Genomic DNA, 17419 nt, shown 5'->3' with positions numbered 1-17419 from the left:
GTTTGGTTCAGAACGGCGCAGCTTAAACAAACTCAACATGCTCATGATATACATTAGTAATGCGCCATTGCACGGGGCAGCACTACAACATTTGCAGACTAGGCAAATCATTTTTCTAGATGCAGGCAGTACCACATCAATTTTGGCAGAAGAACTCAGAACCCTATCAGGACTAATGATTATCACCAATAGCTTACAGGCGGTATTTAACTTAACCGTTGGCTATAAGCATGATGCCCCACAACATGAAATTATTTTACTCGGTGGGCGGGTACAACAGCGCCCGCAAACTCAAGGCGATTTAGTGATTTCGGAGATTTATCGCTATCAGGCAAATATTGCATTATTGTCACCTGTCGGGATTGACCCTGTACACGGTGCAAGCAGTTTCTATAGTGAAGAAGCCAACATTGCCAAAGCTATGGTCAAGCAAGCCAAACAAACTTTTATTTTGGCAGATCAGAGTAAACTCGGTGTGGTCAGTCGTGTGCGTTATGCACAACATCATGAAGTTTCCATGCTCATTAGCAATCAGGAAGCCAAATCAGAGATTGATCTTGCCAGTTACCAGCAACATTTTCAGCAAATAATTTGGGCTTAAGGGTTTAAAACTGCCGAGTTTTTGGCATAGTAACGGTTTTTGTCCAGATACATCTGATGATCAGCACGTTTGAGCATATCTTCCAGAGATTCATATGGTTCACTGGTTGCTGTTCCGATTGCGATACTCATCGGTAAGCTGGCATGGTACTGGTTGTCCAAATGAAATAGTTCTCTCAAAGTCACTACAAGTTTTGCTGCAGCCTGCTGATCTGCACGTGGCAGCAGCAGAACAAATTCATCACCACCGATACGTGAACCTGAATATGGCGGACTGATTGCCTGTTGCAGAATTTCACCTGTTCGCCGCAAGATATCATCGCCAGCATCATGTCCAAAATCATCATTGACTGTCTTTAAGGCATTGAGATCCAGATAAATTGCCGACACAGGGAAAATTTTCTGTCGGGTTAAACGCTTCAGTTCTTCATGAAAAAATGCGCGATTATACAGTTTGGTCAACACATCATGTTTACCCAGATATTCCAGATAAGACTCTGCTTTTTTGCGTGCAGTAATATCCGTCATTGCCAGTTGCACCATCGACCAGTCATGTTCATAGCTTGGAAAAATGGAAAATTGCAGTAGTACATGTCGCTCTGAACCATCCAGTGCATGGTTGACCACTTCACGCTGATGAAACAGATTACCTTCCCAAAGTTCCAGCAACTGCTCACGAAATGAATTGAGCATTTCTGGGCAACCCAAAACTTTATCAATATTTTCCAGCAGAACGTGTTTATTGGGTGCTAAAAATAAATCTAATACTTTTTGATTGACATCAAGTACCCGAATCCCCGCGATACTGTCACTTATAAATTCTGGGTGTACATCCAGAAAAGTCCGTAAATCTTCAATACCAATATATTTCAGATGATCGAGTTTTTTCTTGATCACACTAAAATCTTCCACCCACAATGCCGCAGGTGAATATACAAAGCGTGCCTCTGCCAAAGCACGATTTTTAAATTCCTGACGGCGTGCATTTTGATAGGCGGTAATATCTTCCGTCGTGACTAAAATGCGACTTAAATCTTGCTCCGCCTCTGGCAAAACTTGCCCACGCAGTTGAATATCAATCCGTTTTCCAGAAATTGAATAATTGACCTGCTCACTAGCAAACTGCAAATGACCATTCCATACGGCAACCAACCCCTCTATTTGCAGGTTATACATTTCATCGCGAAAAATATCAGATAAATGCGCTGACAAATGCGCAAAATCACGTGCTTCAAATAGAGTTAAGGTAGCCTGATTCACGTCTAGAATTTGAATCTGCTCGACACACTGACGAATACGCCGGGGATCTTGTTGTAAAAAATGACGTAAATCGGTAACGCCCTGTTCACGCCACTGGACAAACTGCCTTGCAATACCACTCCAGTCTTCAATCCACATGGCAATCGGAGCAAGCTGAAAAATATGGAAAGAATCTATGGCATCAATATGTGGCATAGTTTGTCCTTATTGTTATAAATGTGAAATATATAGAGTTATTTCTTGTAATAGCATAATCACAACCCCAAGAAAAACCAAAACTTAGATTTAAATGTAAAAATTATTCAAAAAAAAACCATGCAATGATGCATGGTTTATAAAATGGTGGCTATGACGAGACTTGAACTTGTGACCCCCGCATTATGAGTGCGGTGCTCTAACCAACTGAGCTACATAGCCGAAAACTGTGCGCGCATTATCTTTACTTTTTGTTACAGCGTCAAGCATTTTTTCAAAAAAATAAGGGAAGTGAGCCTGTAAGCCGGGTTCTGTCGAGGACGATCATTCCTCTAGGCGTACAATCACTCATACGCTCAAGCGACCTACCCGAATCCAGTACGGGCCGTACCTCAGGATTCCTATTTGGTCTTGCTTCTGGTGGGGTTTGCCATGCCGTGAACTGTTACCAGACACGCGGTGCGCTCTTACCGCACCCTTTCACCCTTACCTCACGAATGAGGCGGTCTACTCTCTGCTGCACTTTCCGTCGGCTCGCGCCGCCCAGGCGTTACCTGGCACCCTGCCCTTTGAAGCCCGGACTTTCCTCCCCTGCTTCAGTCACGAAGACCTCCACAGCAGCGACCGTCCAGCTCACTTCGGCGCGTATAGTAGCAAATCTTATTCAGAAATGCTTGCGTTTTTTTGCGCAGTCAGTCGTTGATACTTCTCAAATAACTGCTCTTGGCTTTCTTTATGGTTCGGATCGAGAGGAATACAGTCAACAGGACAAAATAATTGACACTGCGGTTGATCATGATGCCCCACACATTCGGTGCATAAATCAGGATTGATCTCATAAATCAGCTCCCCAAAGAAAATCGCTTCATTGGGGCATACTGGCTCACAGACATCACAGTTAATACATTCTTCAGTAATATATAATGACACGCTACCAACCTTGCTGATGTTTACGTTTAAATGCTTCAACCACATGTTTCGGTACAAATTTAGATACATCGCCATTAAGACGTGCAATTTCACGTACCATGGTGGATGAAATAAAAGAATACTGCTCGGCAGGTGTTAAAAATACGGTTTCAAAGCTGGCATCTAACGTACGGTTCATATTCGCGAGTTGAAACTCGTATTCAAAATCCGAAACTGCACGTAAACCACGCAACACCGCTGTAGCTTTTTGTTCATTAAAAAAATTGACCAACAAGCCATCGAAACCCATAAATTCAACATTATCGAGATGACTCAGCGACTGCTGTGCCAGTTCCACGCGTTCTTCAAGGGAAAAAATCGGATTTTTATGATGCCCGACTGCAATCGCAACCACAACTTCATCAAACATTTTGGCTGCACGCACAACTAAATCAATATGACCTCTGGTAAATGGATCAAACGTCCCCGGGTAAATGATGCGTGATTTCGACATCCTAATCTTCTCTAGTTTACGCTTTGGTGCAGCTATTCTAGCAAAAAGTTATTTTTTAGCGAAGGAACTGCTTTGTTTTCTGTAGAAAAGCTTCACCTTAGGAAAAGTTTGCGGCACAATAGATACAGTTTTGGAATGATTTAATTATGGCGAAAGCAACTGTAGTCAAGAAAAATAATGGCGGAACTATTGCACAAAATAAGCGTGCCCGTCATGATTATTTTATCGAAGAAAAATTTGAAGCGGGTCTTTCCCTACAGGGTTGGGAAGTCAAATCCTTGCGTGCTGGGCGTATGAGTCTGGTTGAAAGCTATATTATTTTTAAAAATAATGAAGCGTTTTTATTTGGCGCACAGATTCAGCCGCTCTTGTCTGCCTCAACTCACGTAGTCCCCGAAGCCACTCGTACTCGCAAGCTGTTACTGTCACGTCGTGAACTGGAACAGCTCACAGGCGCAGTCAATCAAAAAGGTTACACGTGTGTACCTTTGGCATGTTACTGGAAAGGACATTTGGCGAAACTGGAAATTGCGCTGGTAAAAGGTAAGCAATTACATGACAAACGCGCTACTGAAAAAGACCGCGACTGGCAACGTGACAAAGCCCGTATTTTTCACCGCTAACCCTGATTCTTTTAAAAGCGAAGCCACTGGTTTCGCTTTTTTTATGCCCGTAGGCCCCGTCTGTATTCGGATACATTTAGCTCGATTTCTGCATTACTTAGCAGTTTTTCTGTATTCCAGTTTTAAATACAGCAGCAATAAAATAAAAATACAAACAATATCAATAACTTAATTTTTTAATTCCATTCTTATCTTATTTTTGACTTTTTATGCAGTTTTTTACATAAGGTTTGCAATAAGCCTTATTTCTCAACCGCTTTTTTTCTGATTACGGTGTGACGATGCAATCAAGGGGCTTGTCATGTCTACTATTCAGCCAAATGCCAATATTATTCAAAACGATCAAGAAGCGATTAATGCTGCCTATCAATTGGCAGATTTTGCTTTAGAACAACGAAATCTACGTGATCAACAACACGTTTTACCTACCGATGTCATTCAGCAACTCACTCAAAAAGGGTTGACTGGCATTCGTATTCCCAAAACCTATGGCGGTGCTTTTGTTTCCAATAAAACCTTAAGTCACGTGTTTCGTATCTTGGCGAAAGCCGATGCCAATGTGGGTCAAATTCCACAGAACCAGTTTGGGGTGCTCAATCTGATCGAAATTATGGGCACTGAAAAACAAAAAAAATGGGTTTATCAGCAAATCTTAGCAGGTCGCTTCTTGGCCAATGCAGGACCTGAAAGGCACAGCAAAGACACCAAGACTTTGCATACAACACTGAGTTTGGTGAATGGTCAATACTTCCTGACAGGTGAAAAATTTTATTCGACAGGCAGCAGCTTTGCAGAGTTACTGGCAGTCAAAGCACTGCATCCTGAAGGTCATGTGGTGTTGGTCTTGATTGAAAGACAACAACACGGCGTTGAAGTGGTTGATGACTGGAATGGTTTTGGGCAACGCACTACATCGAGTGGCACAGTCAAACTGCATCAGGTACAGGTTGACCCCGAACTGATTTTTGATGAACGTAAACTTAATGAAACGGCAAATTATCGCGGGGCGTATTCACAACTACTGCAAGTCTCGATTGGTGTCGGGATTGCCGAAGCAGCTTTGCAAGATACGCTCAGTTCAGTACGCAAAGCTCGCCCGATAGTCGATGCTCAGGTCGAGCGCGCCAGTCAGGAATTATTTACCTTACAGGAAATTGGCAAGCTAGATATTTTACTCAATGCCAGTGTACTACTGCTCAATAATGCGGCTGAACTCCTCGATGAACTGGATCAGCTGTCCAGTATAAGCGACGCTCAGGCTGCTCAAGCCTCGATTGCCGTTGCTGAAGCCAAAATTTATGCGCATCGCGCTGCCCTAACCATTTCGGAAAAACTGTTTGAGCTCGGTGGCAGCCGCTCTTCTTTAAGCCAATACAACCTCGACCAGCACTGGCGCAATGCGCGCGTGCATACCCTGCATGACCCAGTACGCTGGAAATATCATGCCTTGGGCAATTATTACTTAAACGGCGTTTTTCCTGCACGCCACGCATGGATTTAAGGAGAAGGCCATGACTTCCTATCAAGATTTTTGGGCAGAACAGCCTCAACTACACCATACCGCCCACATTATTACCTCAGATGCCGAAGCACTGGAGATCGCACAGCAACTCAGTCAGGAATTCAAGCAACTGGCCGTTGAGCGTGATCAAGAGCGCCGCTTGCCTTTTGAAGAAATTCAAAAATTTAGCCAGTCTGGGTTATGGGCAATTACGGTGCCGAAACAATACGGCGGTGCAGAAGTCTCAAGTTGGACAGTGGCTCAAATTGTGGCGCTGTTTAGCGGTGTAGATGGTTCAATCGGGCAAATTCCACAAAACCATTTTTATGCCCTTGAAGTGCTACGCAATACAGGCACAGAACAACAAAAACAGCAACTTTACCGTGAAGTATTACAAGGTGCTCGTTTTGGCAATGCACTTGCCGAGTTTAAAACCAGAAATGCCGCCCAGAAACATAGCCAGATTCAGGCGATTGAAGGTGGTTATCTGATTCAGGGTGAGAAGTTTTACTGCACAGGCAGTTTGTTTGCCCATCGTATTCCCACTTTAGTGAAAGATGCACAAGAACGTGAGTTTTTGGCCTTTGTACCACGACATAGTGATGGTTTAGAACTGCTAGATGACTGGTCAGGTTTTGGACAACGCACCACAGGCAGCGGTACAGTCAAATTTAATCAGGTTTTCGTCGCAGAAGACGATGTGATTCCATTTGATTCGGCATTTACACAGCCAACCGTGGTCGGGCCTTTTGCCCAACTGATTCATGCATCCATTGAAGTCGGGATTGCCCGTGCAGCTTTTGAAGAAACCCTGCAACGAGTCAGACAAGCCCGCCCGTGGATAGATGCTCATGTCGATAGCGCAAGCCAAGACCCACTGACCTTATACGAGTTGGGTCAAGTCGCAGTCGATGTCAAAGCCAGTGAACTGCTCCTGAAACAGGCTGCCTATGCAGTCGATGCTGCCAAGCCAAAGCCGACAGTCGACAACATTGCCCTTGCTTCGATTCAGGTAGCCAAAGTACGAGCGCATAGCACCGACATTGCACTGCTGGCTTCATCCAAACTGATTGAACTGGCAGGTAGCCGCGGCAGTCAACGTGATGATGGTCTTGACCTGTACTGGCGTAATACACGGGTACATACCCTGCACGATGCTGCTCGCTGGAAATATTATTTTATTGGCAATTATGTATTGAACCACATTTTGCCGCCGCGCCGAGGAACACTGTAATGTCGAAGCAGATTTTACTGAATGCCTTTGACATGAACAGTGTTGGGCATATCAATCACGGTTTATGGACACATCCACGCGATCAATCCTACCGTTTTGACGAGCTGAACTACTGGACAGATTTAGCCAAAACTTTGGAAAAAGGTCTGTTTGATGGTGTGTTTATCGCTGACATTACTGGGGTTTACGATGTTTATCAAAACAACCTCGATGTGACTTTACGTGAGTCGGTGCAACTGCCAAGTAATGACCCTGCAACCCTGATTTCTGCGATGGCAAGTGTCACAGAGCATTTGGGTTTTGGCTTAACGGTGAATTTAAGTTATGAACATCCTTATCAACTGGCACGGCGTTTTGCCAGTTTAGACCACCTGACTCGCGGGCGGATCGGCTGGAATATCGTCACAGGCTACCTCGACAGTGCCGAACGCCTGATTGGTCAGTCAGGGCTGAAAGATCACGATTTACGTTACGAACAAGCCGAAGAATTTTTAGAATTATCTTACAAGTTCTGGCAAGACTCTTGGGAAGATGATGCTGTCCTGAAAGACAAACAGCAACGCATCTTTACTGACCCACGCAAGGTTCACCCGATTCAGCATCACGGGCGTTTCTTCCAAAGTGAAGGCGTGTTTCAGGTTGCCCCATCTCCGCAGCGCACACCCGTATTGTTTCAGGCTGGCGCATCACCACGTGGCATGCAGTTTGCCACGCGCCATGCCGAATGTGTATTTATTGGTGGCGATCGCCCTGAAAAAATCCGTCAGCAAGTACAGCGCCTACGCCAACTGGCACGTGAACAAGGGCGCGATCCACATTCGATTAAAGTCTTTGTCGGTATTACCGTAGTCACCGCAAAGACATCAGCCGAAGCTCAGGAAAAACTCAGCGAATATCAACGCTATGCCAGCCCTGAAGCAGGTTTGGCGCATTATTCCAGTTCAGTTGGCATCGACCTTGCGCAGTTTACCGATGATGAAGCCATTCCCTATCAAGACACCAACAGTATTGCTTCAGTCAATCAGAAATTTAAAGAACAGCTAATCACTCCACGGGACTTAAAACAACAGCATGTTTTGGGTGGTCGCTACCCGCTCTTTGTCGGCAGTGGCGCCGAAGTTGCCGAGCAACTGATTGAACTGCTGGATCAAACCGACATCGATGGCTTTAACCTGACCCGCACCATTACCCCTGAATCACATGAAGATTTTATTCAGTATGTGATTCCTGAGTGGCAGCAGCGTGGACGTTACAAAACTGCTTATGCCGATGGCACGTTGCGTCACAAGATTTTTGCACAAGGTAATCAACTGCCTACTCAGCATCCTGCACGTCAGGGCAAGCAAACACAGACATTATCAAATGCTGTCGCACTCGACGGCTAAACACACAATTTTGAGATATTTTTCATGGGACAAACACAGACATTATCAGGTAAGAAAATCGCCAGCATTGGTGTGGTGGTGGTTGCCGTCATCGCAGGCTTATTTGCATGGAATCAGCACCGTCAGGCACAAAGCAAGGAACTGGTGATCGGGATTACCCCTGCTTTTGCCAATACCTTACAAGTCGCAGCCAACGAAGCCAAGAAACAGGGGTTAAATGTCAAACTGGTAGAGTTTTCCGACTGGAACACGCCGAACATTACCCTCAATCACGGCGATATTGATGCCAATTTTTTCCAGCATCAACCGTTTTTAAATAATGCGATTAAAGAAGGTAAATACAAGCTTCAGCCTTTTGCTGCGGGGGCTGCATCACGCGTCGGGTTATATTCAAAAAAATACAGCAGTCTGGATGCCTTGCCAAATAAAGCCCGCGTTGCTGTGCCGAATGACCCTGTCAACGAAGGTCGCGCGTTACTATTATTACAGCAAGCCAAACTGATTACCTTAAAAGATCCGAAGAATTATTTATCGAATTTAAAAGACATTGTGGCGAATCCAAAAGACTTACAATTCGTTGAAATGGAAGGCCCACAAACAGCCCGTGCAGTCGACGATGTCGATTTGGCATTCAGCTATCCGCATTATTTAAACCTTGCCAAAACCATCGATCCGAAAAAAGCCTTGCTACTAAATAACCAAGAAGACAAACGCTATGCAATTCTTTTTGTAGTGCGTAAAGACTATAAAGATGAAGGCGGTCGCTTAGAAAAATTTGTCGATATTTATCAACACTCGCCACTCGTCAAAGCCTCGCTAAATGCGGAAATTGGCTCTGGGCTGTGGTATGCAGGGTGGTAACAATGTCAGGAATATTAAAATCTCGCCCTTTAATTATAAGTTTTGTCGTTGTTTTGGCTATTTTTGGCTTAGCAGGCTATCGTTATATTCAGCAAAAAAATCAGGACAATGTGCTCACCATAGGCATTAGTCCACCCTATAAAGATCTGCTACAAAGCGTGGCAGATGATGTTGAAAAACAAGGCATTCATGTCAAACTGGTCGAATTTTCTGATTGGCAAGCACCCAATATTGCAGTGCAAAATGGTGATATTGATGCCAACTTTTTTCAGCAAAGTGTTTATCTAAAAAATGCGATTCGCCAAACTCATTTTAATTTACATGCTTTCGCTGTTGGAACTGGTAGCCATGTTGGGCTTTATTCAAAGAAATACCATTCGCTCACAGAGTTACCTGAACATGCACGAATTGTCATTCCAAGTGACCCAGTAAATTTGGCTCGTGCATTAATTTTATTAGATAAAGCGAAACTCATTCAGTTAAAAGATGATCAAAATGAGCTTTCTACCCAACAAGATATTATTTCCAACCCTAAACAATTCCAATTTGTTGAAGTTGAAGGCCCTCAAACCGCACGTGCAATTGATGATGCTGATTTAATTTTTGGCTATCCACATTATTTAAAAATGGCAAAAACAGCAGACCCCAAAGATGCTCTTTTCTTAGATCCAATTGATAAAAAATATGCCATTCTTTTTGTAACACGCGGCGATTATCAAGATAAGAATCAAAAACTTGCCACCTTTGTTAAAACATTTCAACAGTCCACGAAAGTTCAACAAATTTTAGATAAAGATTTTGGTCAAGGTCTCTGGTTTAAAGGTTGGCAATAGGAGATAAGCAACATGGTCAGTTTTGGGACATCGCTCGAATTTAGTACACCGCATATCAAAATTCGTAACCTGAATAAATACTATGCGGGGCAAAGCCAACAGGTTCATGCCTTAAAAGACATCCAACTGGATATTCCACAAGGGCATATTTTTGGCATTATCGGCAAAAGTGGTGCAGGAAAATCCTCTCTGATACGTAGCCTGAATGGTCTGGAACAGCCATCGAGTGGTCAGATCCTGATTCATCAACAGGATTTGACCCAGCTCAAACATGCCGAACTGATTCAACTGCGTCAGAAAATCGGCATGATTTTTCAGCATTTCAATTTAATGTCTGCCAAAACCGTCTGGGAAAATGTGGCGTTGCCCCTGAAAATTTCAGGAGTTGCCCAAGCGGAAATATCTTCACGCGTCAATCATGTGCTGGACTTGGTCGGACTGAGTGAAAAAACTGAGCATTACCCTGCCCAGCTTTCAGGTGGACAAAAACAACGTGTCGGGATTGCCAGAGCCTTGGTGCATCAACCTGAAATTTTGCTCTGTGATGAAGCCACCTCGGCACTCGATCCAGAAAGCACTGCCACCATTTTGGCTTTACTGAAAAAAATCAATCAGGAACTGGGTATTACCATTGTGCTGATCACCCATGAAATGCAAGTGATTCGTGACATTTGCGACGAAGTAGTGGTCATTGATCATGGTGAAATTGTCGAGTCTGGTGCAGTCTGGTCAGTCTTTTCCAACCCTCAACAGCAGATTACCCAAGAACTGCTGAACCTGGAACAACAGGACTTTGCGGTTGCGCTTAGCCCTGATGCCAGTGGAAAACATGCACAAAAAATTCTGCAAATCGACTATGCACATCGCGCTGATCAGGCATTTGACTTTAACCAACTTCTGCAAAAGTTTCAGTCACCTGTACAGATTCTACAAAGCCATATTGATCAGATTCAGCACTATATCGTGGCGCGTTTGGTGATTGCAGTTGATTCAGATCGCCCAACACCTGATTTGCAAGATTGGCAACATATTCAGCATTTACAACTCAAGGAGCTTGGTTATGCAAGATCAGTTATTTGACCTGCTTCTGACAGGTACACTGGATACTTTGGTGATGGTCGGCTTATCGGCACTGATTGCCTTGCTGATCGGTTTACCACTTGCGGTCATCTTGGTCAGCACTTCAGCTCAGGGCATTTTTCCATCTGCTAAGATCAACCAACCAATTGGCTGGGTCATCAACATTACCCGTTCTGTACCTTTTCTGATTTTAATGGTGGCACTGATTCCAATAACCCGCTGGATTGTCGGGACGAGCTACGGGGTTTGGGCTGCGATTGTCCCTTTATCACTAGCAGCCACGCCGTTTTTCGCGCGGATTGCCGAAGTGAGTTTAAGAGAAGTCGATCATGGTCTGATTGAAGCTGCCCAAGCCATGGGCTGTAACCGCAAGCAGATTATCTGGCATGTGCTGTTGCCTGAAGCTTTGCCTGGCATTGTGGCGGGATTTACCGTGACCATTGTCACCATGATTAACTCATCGGCAATTGCAGGAGCGATTGGCGCAGGCGGTTTGGGCGATGTGGCTTATCGTTATGGTTATCAGCGTTTTGATTTGCAGATTATGTTTGCGGTGATTGTGGTGTTAGTGATTTTGGTGATGCTGATTCAAGCCACTGGCGATCAACTGGCACGCCAACTGGATAAACGTAAATTGTGATTGGAGATTGAATCGGCTTCTTCCATATATCCACTATTTCTCCCTGTGAGATAAATAGCAAAGGAGAAATGGCGAGAACAGTCAAATTCTTAAGGTTCAACATGCGCTGACTGGGTTCATGCTCAGGTCAGCGTCACTGTTGCGATGATTTTTAGCTTTGAAATGCGGCAAAAGTGAACTTAGGCTGAATGATTCAGGCGATTCAACATCAGCGCGATATATTCACCAAACCAGATAGCTGTATCCAGATCACCTTGTGGCGGAGTAATTTCAACAGGCGCATTATTAGATTGGGTCATGAGTCCCAAGTGACTGGCCAAACGGTTTAAATCGGTGTCTTTTTGCCCTGTCGATAACAACGGCAAACCTGTCCAAAGCATGCCATGCTGCATGGCAAACAAATTAATTTGCTGCAACACAGAAAGTTTGTCACCGCTTAACCCCCCCGAATTGGTAAAGCCTGCGGCAAGTTTGCCTTGCCACAAACGGTTGATCCAGCGCTTCGAGGTCGAGTCCATAAACATTTTGAACTGCCCCGTAACACTGCCCATATAGGTTGGGCAGCCTAGAATAATGCCGTGTGCCTGATCCAGCTTGTCCCAATCCACATGCTCAATGGACATGACATGGACAGTCACGCCAATTTGCGCTGCGCCTTTGGCAATGTATTGGGCAACTTTTGCGGTATGCCCATATGGGCTGTGGTAAACAATAGCAAGGGATTTAGGCAACGTCGTCATTATTGAGAATCAATAGCAAAAAATCCCGAGCAGTTTAGCATGAATTATTCTTGCATAAACACGAATGTCGCCATGCGACCTGTTTTCGCATTACGGCGATAAGAGAAATAATCCTCAGTCTGGGTGTAGGTACACTGATCTCCACCCGACACTAAAGCCACACCATGCTGCTCTAAAATATAACGCGCAATCGCATACAGGTCGGCATAGTATTTCCCTGCCTGCTCACCTGCTTTAAAGGCGAACTCTAACGGGTATTTTTCACAAAATGCCTGTTTGACTTCTGCACCAATCTCAAAGCAAGGCTGACTAATACACGCACCAAGCCAAGCCCATGTGGGTTTGGTCTGCATCGCGGCAATAGTATTTTCAATAATCCCGCCTGCCAGACCACGCCAGCCCGCATGCAGATTGGCCACTTCAGTGCCATCAGCATTGCCTAAAACCACAGGCAAACAGTCTGCGGTCATCATCAAGATGGCATGCCCTTTTTGCTGGGTGACCAAACCATCACCCACCAATGGCTCAAAGTAGACTTGCTGATTGACCGTATGGCAAATCGTGCTATGCGTTTGCGTCATCCACGTCAACTTATTGACACCATACTGAGCAAACTCGGTTAACAATGTCATACGATGTTGCTGCACACGCACTGGATCATCCTGCACATGTAAGGCCAGATTAAAGCCTGACAGTTCAGCACGTTCACTGGAAAGGCTTTCTGGATGCTGAACATGAGTTTGCCCAACATAAACACCTTGGGGTAAACCTTGAACAAATTGCATGACTGAATTCTCCGATTGCGGTGTAGCAAATACGACCTGATTAGTAGGCTGCATTTTCTTCGCGTAATACTTGAACTAGATTTTTAAAGTCTTCTGGCCACGGCGCTTCAAATAGCATTTCTTCTTGCGTACGTGGATGCACTAAACCGAGTTTTGCCGCATGCAAGGCTTGACGGCGGAAGCCACGCAAAGTGCTGGCTAAACGCTCTGAAGCACCCGCGGGCACACGAACACGACTCATATATACAGTATCGCCCACCAGGCTATAGCCAATATAGGTAAAATGCACCCGAATCTGATGCGTACGACCTGTTTCAAGCTGTGCCTGTACACGGGTAAAATTCTGGAAGCGTTCTTTAACATTGTAATGCGTCACAGCATCGCGCCCACCAGGAAGCACGGTCATTTTTACACGGTCAACAGGGTGACGTTTAATCGGTTCATCAATCGTGCCGCCTGCAATAATGTTGCCATATACCACAAGGTCATAGACACGATAGACAGACTTGTCACCGAGTTGCTTGGTCAATGAAAACTGTGCTTCCAGATTTTTCGCGACCACCAGCAAACCACTGGTGTCTTTATCGATCCGATGTACCAGTCCTGCACGCGACAACTCTGCCGATTTTGGATAGTGATACAGTAAAGCATTGACCAGTGTTCCCGATCCATTGCCCGCACCAGGATGCACCACCATACCAACGGGTTTATTAATGACAAGAATATCGTCATCTTCATAAACAATATCTAAAGGGATATTTTCAGGCTGGTTGTGAGTTTGCACCTCAAGCTCAACATCAAGCGTGAGTAATTCATGCCCTTCACAGCGATATTTCGGTTTAATTTTGTTACCGTCAACCAACAGATGCCCATCTTTCATCCATTGTTTGAGTTTTTCTCGTGAAAAATCAGCCCAAACGGTTGCTGCAACCTGATCAATCCGCAGCCCAAGATATTGTTCATCCACCTGAAATTGCAACGATAAATGTGTTGCAGTTACGCTCGAAGTATGATTATCTGCATCCTCAGCATCTTCAAGTAAATTGAAATCTGTTTCAGTGGAATTAGAATGAGAAGATTGTGTTGAAGTCATTTGGCTCATTAAGACAATAATGGTTTAATAATGCCATTGTAGCTCATTGGCCGTATTAACTGAGGAATTTTTATGTCGCTACCACGTTATAAAGTTACTATGCTTGTGCTTTGTTTAGGCATTGCTGGTACATTTGTGGGCTGTAGCAGCAATCCATCAAAAAAAGAAGTTGTCGATCTCGGACCACAAAACAGCGAACAAGCCTACTTTGATTCGGCTGAACAAGCGCTCAATAAAGGTCAATATAATGAAGCGGCAAAAAATCTCCAAGCGATTGATACTTACTTTCCAACAGGCACACATGCTCAAAAAGCGCAGTTGGATTTAATTTATGTCAAATTCCAACAAAAAGACTATCCTGGGGTTGTCACTGCCGCCGATCGCTTTATTCGTTTAAACCCAGACCATCCAAATGTTGCTTATGCTTACTATGCACGTGGCGTTGCCAACATGGAACAAAACTATGATGGTCTTGTGCGTTATACTTCACTTAAGCAATCACATCGTGATATCAACTATTTAAAATTGGCATATCAAAACTTTGTCGATTTGATTCGCCGTTTCCCATCAAGCCAATATTCTGTCGATGCTGCACAGCGTATGAAATATATTGGTCAGGAACTGGCAGAACACGAAATGACCGCTGCTCGCTTCAACGTTGAACGTAAAGCATGGGTTGCTGCGATTGAACGTAGCCAGTGGGTCGTTGAACATTATCCAAACACCCCACAAATTCCAGAAGCATTAGCAACGATTGCCTATAGCTATAACCAGTTAGGTGATCAGCAAAGCGCTCAGCAATATACCAATGTCCTAAAGCTAAATTATCCAAATTTAGTCAAAGCCAATGGCAGTGTGAACATTGCAGCGGCACGTAAAGAAGGCAGCTGGTGGAACAAGGCGACTTTAGGTATTTTTGGTCGTAGTTCAGAAAACAACGTGCGCGAGCAGAAAGCTAGCCCTGATAATACTACGGAAGAAAAACGTAGCTGGACCAACCGTCTAAGCTTTGGCATGCTCGACAAACCTGAAACTGAAGCTACGAGTACACCAACTACAGCTACACCTACACCAGTGATCGCTTCTGAACCTGTTGCAGCGCCTGTTGACAATTCAAATGAAAAACCAAAACGCAGCTGGACTAACCGCTTAAGCTTCGGCATGCTCGACAAACCTGAAAGCAACTAATTTCGGTCTATCGTTCGTAAAGGCAAGCTCATGAGCTTGCCTTTTATATTTTGTGTACCTTGAAAATTTGTTACACTGGTTAACCCGCATCGTATTGTTACATCCCTGATTATGGCGATTCCACAACAGACCATTGACCAAATTCTTGACCGTACAGATCTTGTCGATCTGATCAGTCAGCGTGTCAAACTTAAAAAGACTGGACGCACATACTCAGGCTGTTGCCCGTTTCATCAGGAAAAAAGCCCGTCTTTTCATGTTTATCGGGACAAACAGTACTATCACTGCTTTGGTTGCCAAGCCAATGGGAATGCCATTAAATTCTTAATGGACATCGACAACCGCAGTTTTATCGATGTCATGAAAGACTTAGCCAGTCAGACAGGGATCGAACTTCCGAAAGACAATCAGGACAGTAAGAAACTTACCTATAAAAAAACAATTACGCCAACACCAGCACCAAGCATCAGTACTCCACCTGTTGCTCCTGCACCTACACCCGACCATATTCAGGACTTTGAACCCTATCCATTTCCGCAGGATGATCCGTTTTTATTTGCAGACCAGCAGTTTGCCGAGATTACCCAAGAAGGGAATTTGTATGATTTACTGGAAAATATTGCCCAGTTTTATCAGCAGCAACTCCCCAAAAGCACTTCTGCTCAGCGTTATTTCAAGCAACGTGGTTTAAGCCCTACAACCATTCAAGACTGGCGTTTGGGTTATGCACCCGAAGACTGGCAGCACTTGGAACAAGCATTCCCTCAAGATATTGATGGTTTAAAACAACTTGGCTTGATTCGTACCAGTGACAGCGGACGAGACTTTGACTTATTGCGGGATCGGGTGATTTTCCCGATTCGTGACCCAAAAGGACGTGTGGTTGGTTTTGGTGGTCGTGCCCTGAACGACGAAATCAAACCCAAATATATCAACTCACCTGATTCTGAAGTCTTCCATAAAAACCAACTGCTATATGGACTGTATGAAGGTACCAAATTTAAAGCACAAGACTGGCTATTGGTCGAAGGCTATATGGATGTCATTGCCTTACATCAGGCAGGCATACATGGTGCCGTCGCGACACTCGGAACTGCCAGTAACACCGAACATCTCAACATTTTATTCAAACGCAATCATCGGATTACCATCGCTTTTGACGGCGATAGTGCAGGTCAAAAAGCTGCACAGCGCACTTTAGAAATTGCCCTGCCCCTCCTCAATGATGGTCGTGAACTGAAATTTTTTATTTTACCCAATGACCACGATCCTGACTCTTTAATTCGCCAAGAAGGTGTAGAGAGATTTCAGCAGCTCTGGCAACAAGCACCTTTGCTGTCTGATTTTTTATTTGCTTTACTGACCCAGCAGCATGATGTCAGTACACCCGAAGGGAAAAGTCAGGTGATGGGCGAACTGAAAAATATGACGCAATTATTGCCTCCACAAGGCTCTTATCGTTATTTGCTCAGTCAGGCTTTTCGGGAAAAGCTGGGGCTAGGCAAACGCTTTACCCCCAAAATCAGCCATGACGCTTCACTCTCTTTCAATATTCGCACGCGAGATGAAGACTTTGCAGTTGCCTTGCTGATGAGTAATCCGTTTTTATATACACACTTTGAGCAATTACGCGCCTATATTCAGCAAGATGATCTGTTAGCCGAAATTCTAGCGGTTCTCGATCAAGTCTTTGATAAACTGCCAGAAGATCAGGAGCGAGCCATTTATTATGTTCTAGGTGCTTGCTATGCGTATCGAAATGAAATTGCCGAATTATTACAGCGCACCAATGTTTTAGATATTTTAAATTCGCCAGAACAGGCTTTTAATTTTGCCAAAGAAAATGCTTTAGCTTTACAAGAAAAATTGCTTAGACAGCGCATGAAACGCCCTGCATCATTACAGGAATCGCAAAATTTACGAATGCAGCTCAATGAACTGACCAAGAAAATCAGTTTAAGATTATTACACTAATAAA

17 protein-coding genes, 1 tRNA gene and 1 other RNA gene are annotated in these 17419 nt (G+C 44.3%); 11 read left to right on the top strand and 8 right to left on the bottom strand.

All coding sequences use genetic code 11. From position 1 onward, the window contains the following. Window positions 1-37 precede the first annotated feature (37 nt). A complete protein-coding gene (locus F975_RS05415; protein ID WP_228127410.1) occupies window positions 38-601 on the top strand; it encodes a DeoR/GlpR family DNA-binding transcription regulator in 564 nt (187 codons plus the stop codon). On the opposite strand, the gene F975_RS05410 is transcribed toward F975_RS05415, so the two are convergent. From F975_RS05410 to coaD, 5 genes are all read right to left on the bottom strand, one after another. Then, on the bottom strand, window positions 598-2055 hold the full coding sequence (locus F975_RS05410) for a sensor domain-containing diguanylate cyclase (protein WP_004751132.1): 1458 nt from the start codon (window positions 2053-2055) through the stop codon (window positions 598-600). The genes F975_RS05415 and F975_RS05410 overlap by 4 nt on opposite strands. A gap of 145 nt (window positions 2056-2200) precedes the next feature. Next, a tRNA-Met gene (locus F975_RS05405) sits at window positions 2201-2277 on the bottom strand. 62 nt (window positions 2278-2339) lie between these two features. Then, an RNA gene (gene rnpB, locus F975_RS15335) (RNase P RNA component class A) lies at window positions 2340-2695 on the bottom strand. A gap of 20 nt (window positions 2696-2715) precedes the next feature. Continuing rightward, window positions 2716-2985 (bottom strand): YfhL family 4Fe-4S dicluster ferredoxin, encoded by a 270-nt coding sequence (locus F975_RS05400; RefSeq protein ID WP_004751130.1) that lies wholly within the window; start codon window positions 2983-2985, stop codon window positions 2716-2718. A gap of 1 nt (window position 2986) precedes the next feature. Continuing rightward, window positions 2987-3478, bottom strand: coding sequence for a pantetheine-phosphate adenylyltransferase (coaD, locus tag F975_RS05395; protein ID WP_004751128.1), 492 nt, complete (start codon window positions 3476-3478; stop codon window positions 2987-2989). Between the two features lie 146 nt (window positions 3479-3624). Here coaD and smpB point away from each other — a divergent pair, with 146 nt between their 5' ends. From smpB to F975_RS05355, 8 genes are all read left to right on the top strand, one after another. Further along, window positions 3625-4101, top strand: coding sequence for an SsrA-binding protein SmpB (gene smpB, locus F975_RS05390; protein ID WP_004751126.1), 477 nt, complete (start codon window positions 3625-3627; stop codon window positions 4099-4101). Window positions 4102-4402: 301 nt separating this feature from the next. Then, on the top strand, window positions 4403-5602 hold the full coding sequence (locus F975_RS05385; RefSeq protein ID WP_004751124.1) for an SfnB family sulfur acquisition oxidoreductase: 1200 nt from the start codon (window positions 4403-4405) through the stop codon (window positions 5600-5602). 10 nt (window positions 5603-5612) lie between these two features. After that, entirely contained in the window at window positions 5613-6836 is a 1224-nt protein-coding gene (locus F975_RS05380; RefSeq protein ID WP_004751122.1) for an SfnB family sulfur acquisition oxidoreductase, read from the top strand. Then, the gene (locus F975_RS05375; RefSeq protein WP_004751120.1) at window positions 6836-8221 is read left to right on the top strand and encodes an LLM class flavin-dependent oxidoreductase; all 1386 of its coding nucleotides are present in this window, start codon (window positions 6836-6838) and stop codon (window positions 8219-8221) included. The genes F975_RS05380 and F975_RS05375 overlap by 1 nt, the downstream gene beginning before the upstream one ends. Before the next feature lie 24 nt (window positions 8222-8245). Next, a complete protein-coding gene (locus F975_RS05370) occupies window positions 8246-9082 on the top strand; it encodes a MetQ/NlpA family ABC transporter substrate-binding protein (protein WP_004751119.1) in 837 nt (278 codons plus the stop codon). A 2-nt stretch (window positions 9083-9084) separates the two neighbouring features. Next, entirely contained in the window at window positions 9085-9915 is an 831-nt protein-coding gene (locus tag F975_RS05365; protein ID WP_004751117.1) for a MetQ/NlpA family ABC transporter substrate-binding protein, read from the top strand. 12 nt (window positions 9916-9927) lie between these two features. Then, window positions 9928-10995, top strand: coding sequence for a methionine ABC transporter ATP-binding protein (locus F975_RS05360; RefSeq protein WP_004751115.1), 1068 nt, complete (start codon window positions 9928-9930; stop codon window positions 10993-10995). Beyond that, window positions 10976-11635 (top strand): methionine ABC transporter permease, encoded by a 660-nt coding sequence (locus tag F975_RS05355; RefSeq protein ID WP_004751114.1) that lies wholly within the window; start codon window positions 10976-10978, stop codon window positions 11633-11635. The genes F975_RS05360 and F975_RS05355 overlap by 20 nt, the downstream gene beginning before the upstream one ends. A gap of 179 nt (window positions 11636-11814) precedes the next feature. On the opposite strand, the gene F975_RS05350 is transcribed toward F975_RS05355, so the two are convergent. The 3 genes from F975_RS05350 to rluD are packed head-to-tail and all read right to left on the bottom strand — an operon-like array spanning window position 11815 to window position 14253. After that, entirely contained in the window at window positions 11815-12375 is a 561-nt protein-coding gene (locus tag F975_RS05350) for a flavodoxin family protein (protein WP_004751113.1), read from the bottom strand. Between the two features lie 44 nt (window positions 12376-12419). Then, window positions 12420-13160 (bottom strand): peptidoglycan editing factor PgeF, encoded by a 741-nt coding sequence (pgeF, locus tag F975_RS05345; protein ID WP_004751111.1) that lies wholly within the window; start codon window positions 13158-13160, stop codon window positions 12420-12422. A gap of 40 nt (window positions 13161-13200) precedes the next feature. Then, complete coding sequence (gene rluD / locus F975_RS05340; RefSeq protein WP_034426150.1) at window positions 13201-14253, bottom strand: 23S rRNA pseudouridine(1911/1915/1917) synthase RluD; 1053 nt, start codon at window positions 14251-14253, stop codon at window positions 13201-13203. 72 nt (window positions 14254-14325) lie between these two features. Here rluD and F975_RS05335 point away from each other — a divergent pair, with 72 nt between their 5' ends. After that, window positions 14326-15441 carry an outer membrane protein assembly factor BamD gene (locus tag F975_RS05335; RefSeq protein WP_004751107.1) on the top strand — a complete coding sequence of 372 codons (1116 nt, stop codon included), beginning with the start codon at window positions 14326-14328 and terminating at the stop codon, window positions 15439-15441. A 111-nt stretch (window positions 15442-15552) separates the two neighbouring features. Next, window positions 15553-17415, top strand: a complete 1863-nt coding sequence (locus tag F975_RS05330) for a DNA primase (protein ID WP_004751104.1) — start codon at window positions 15553-15555, stop codon at window positions 17413-17415. Window positions 17416-17419: the final 4 nt, after the last annotated feature.

Source organism: Acinetobacter brisouisimilis (genome assembly GCF_000368265.1).
In the GTDB taxonomy this organism is placed as follows: Bacteria; Pseudomonadota; Gammaproteobacteria; order Pseudomonadales; family Moraxellaceae; genus Acinetobacter.
Note: the sequence above shows the minus strand (reverse complement) of the source record. Positions and strands in the feature narration are given on the sequence as shown.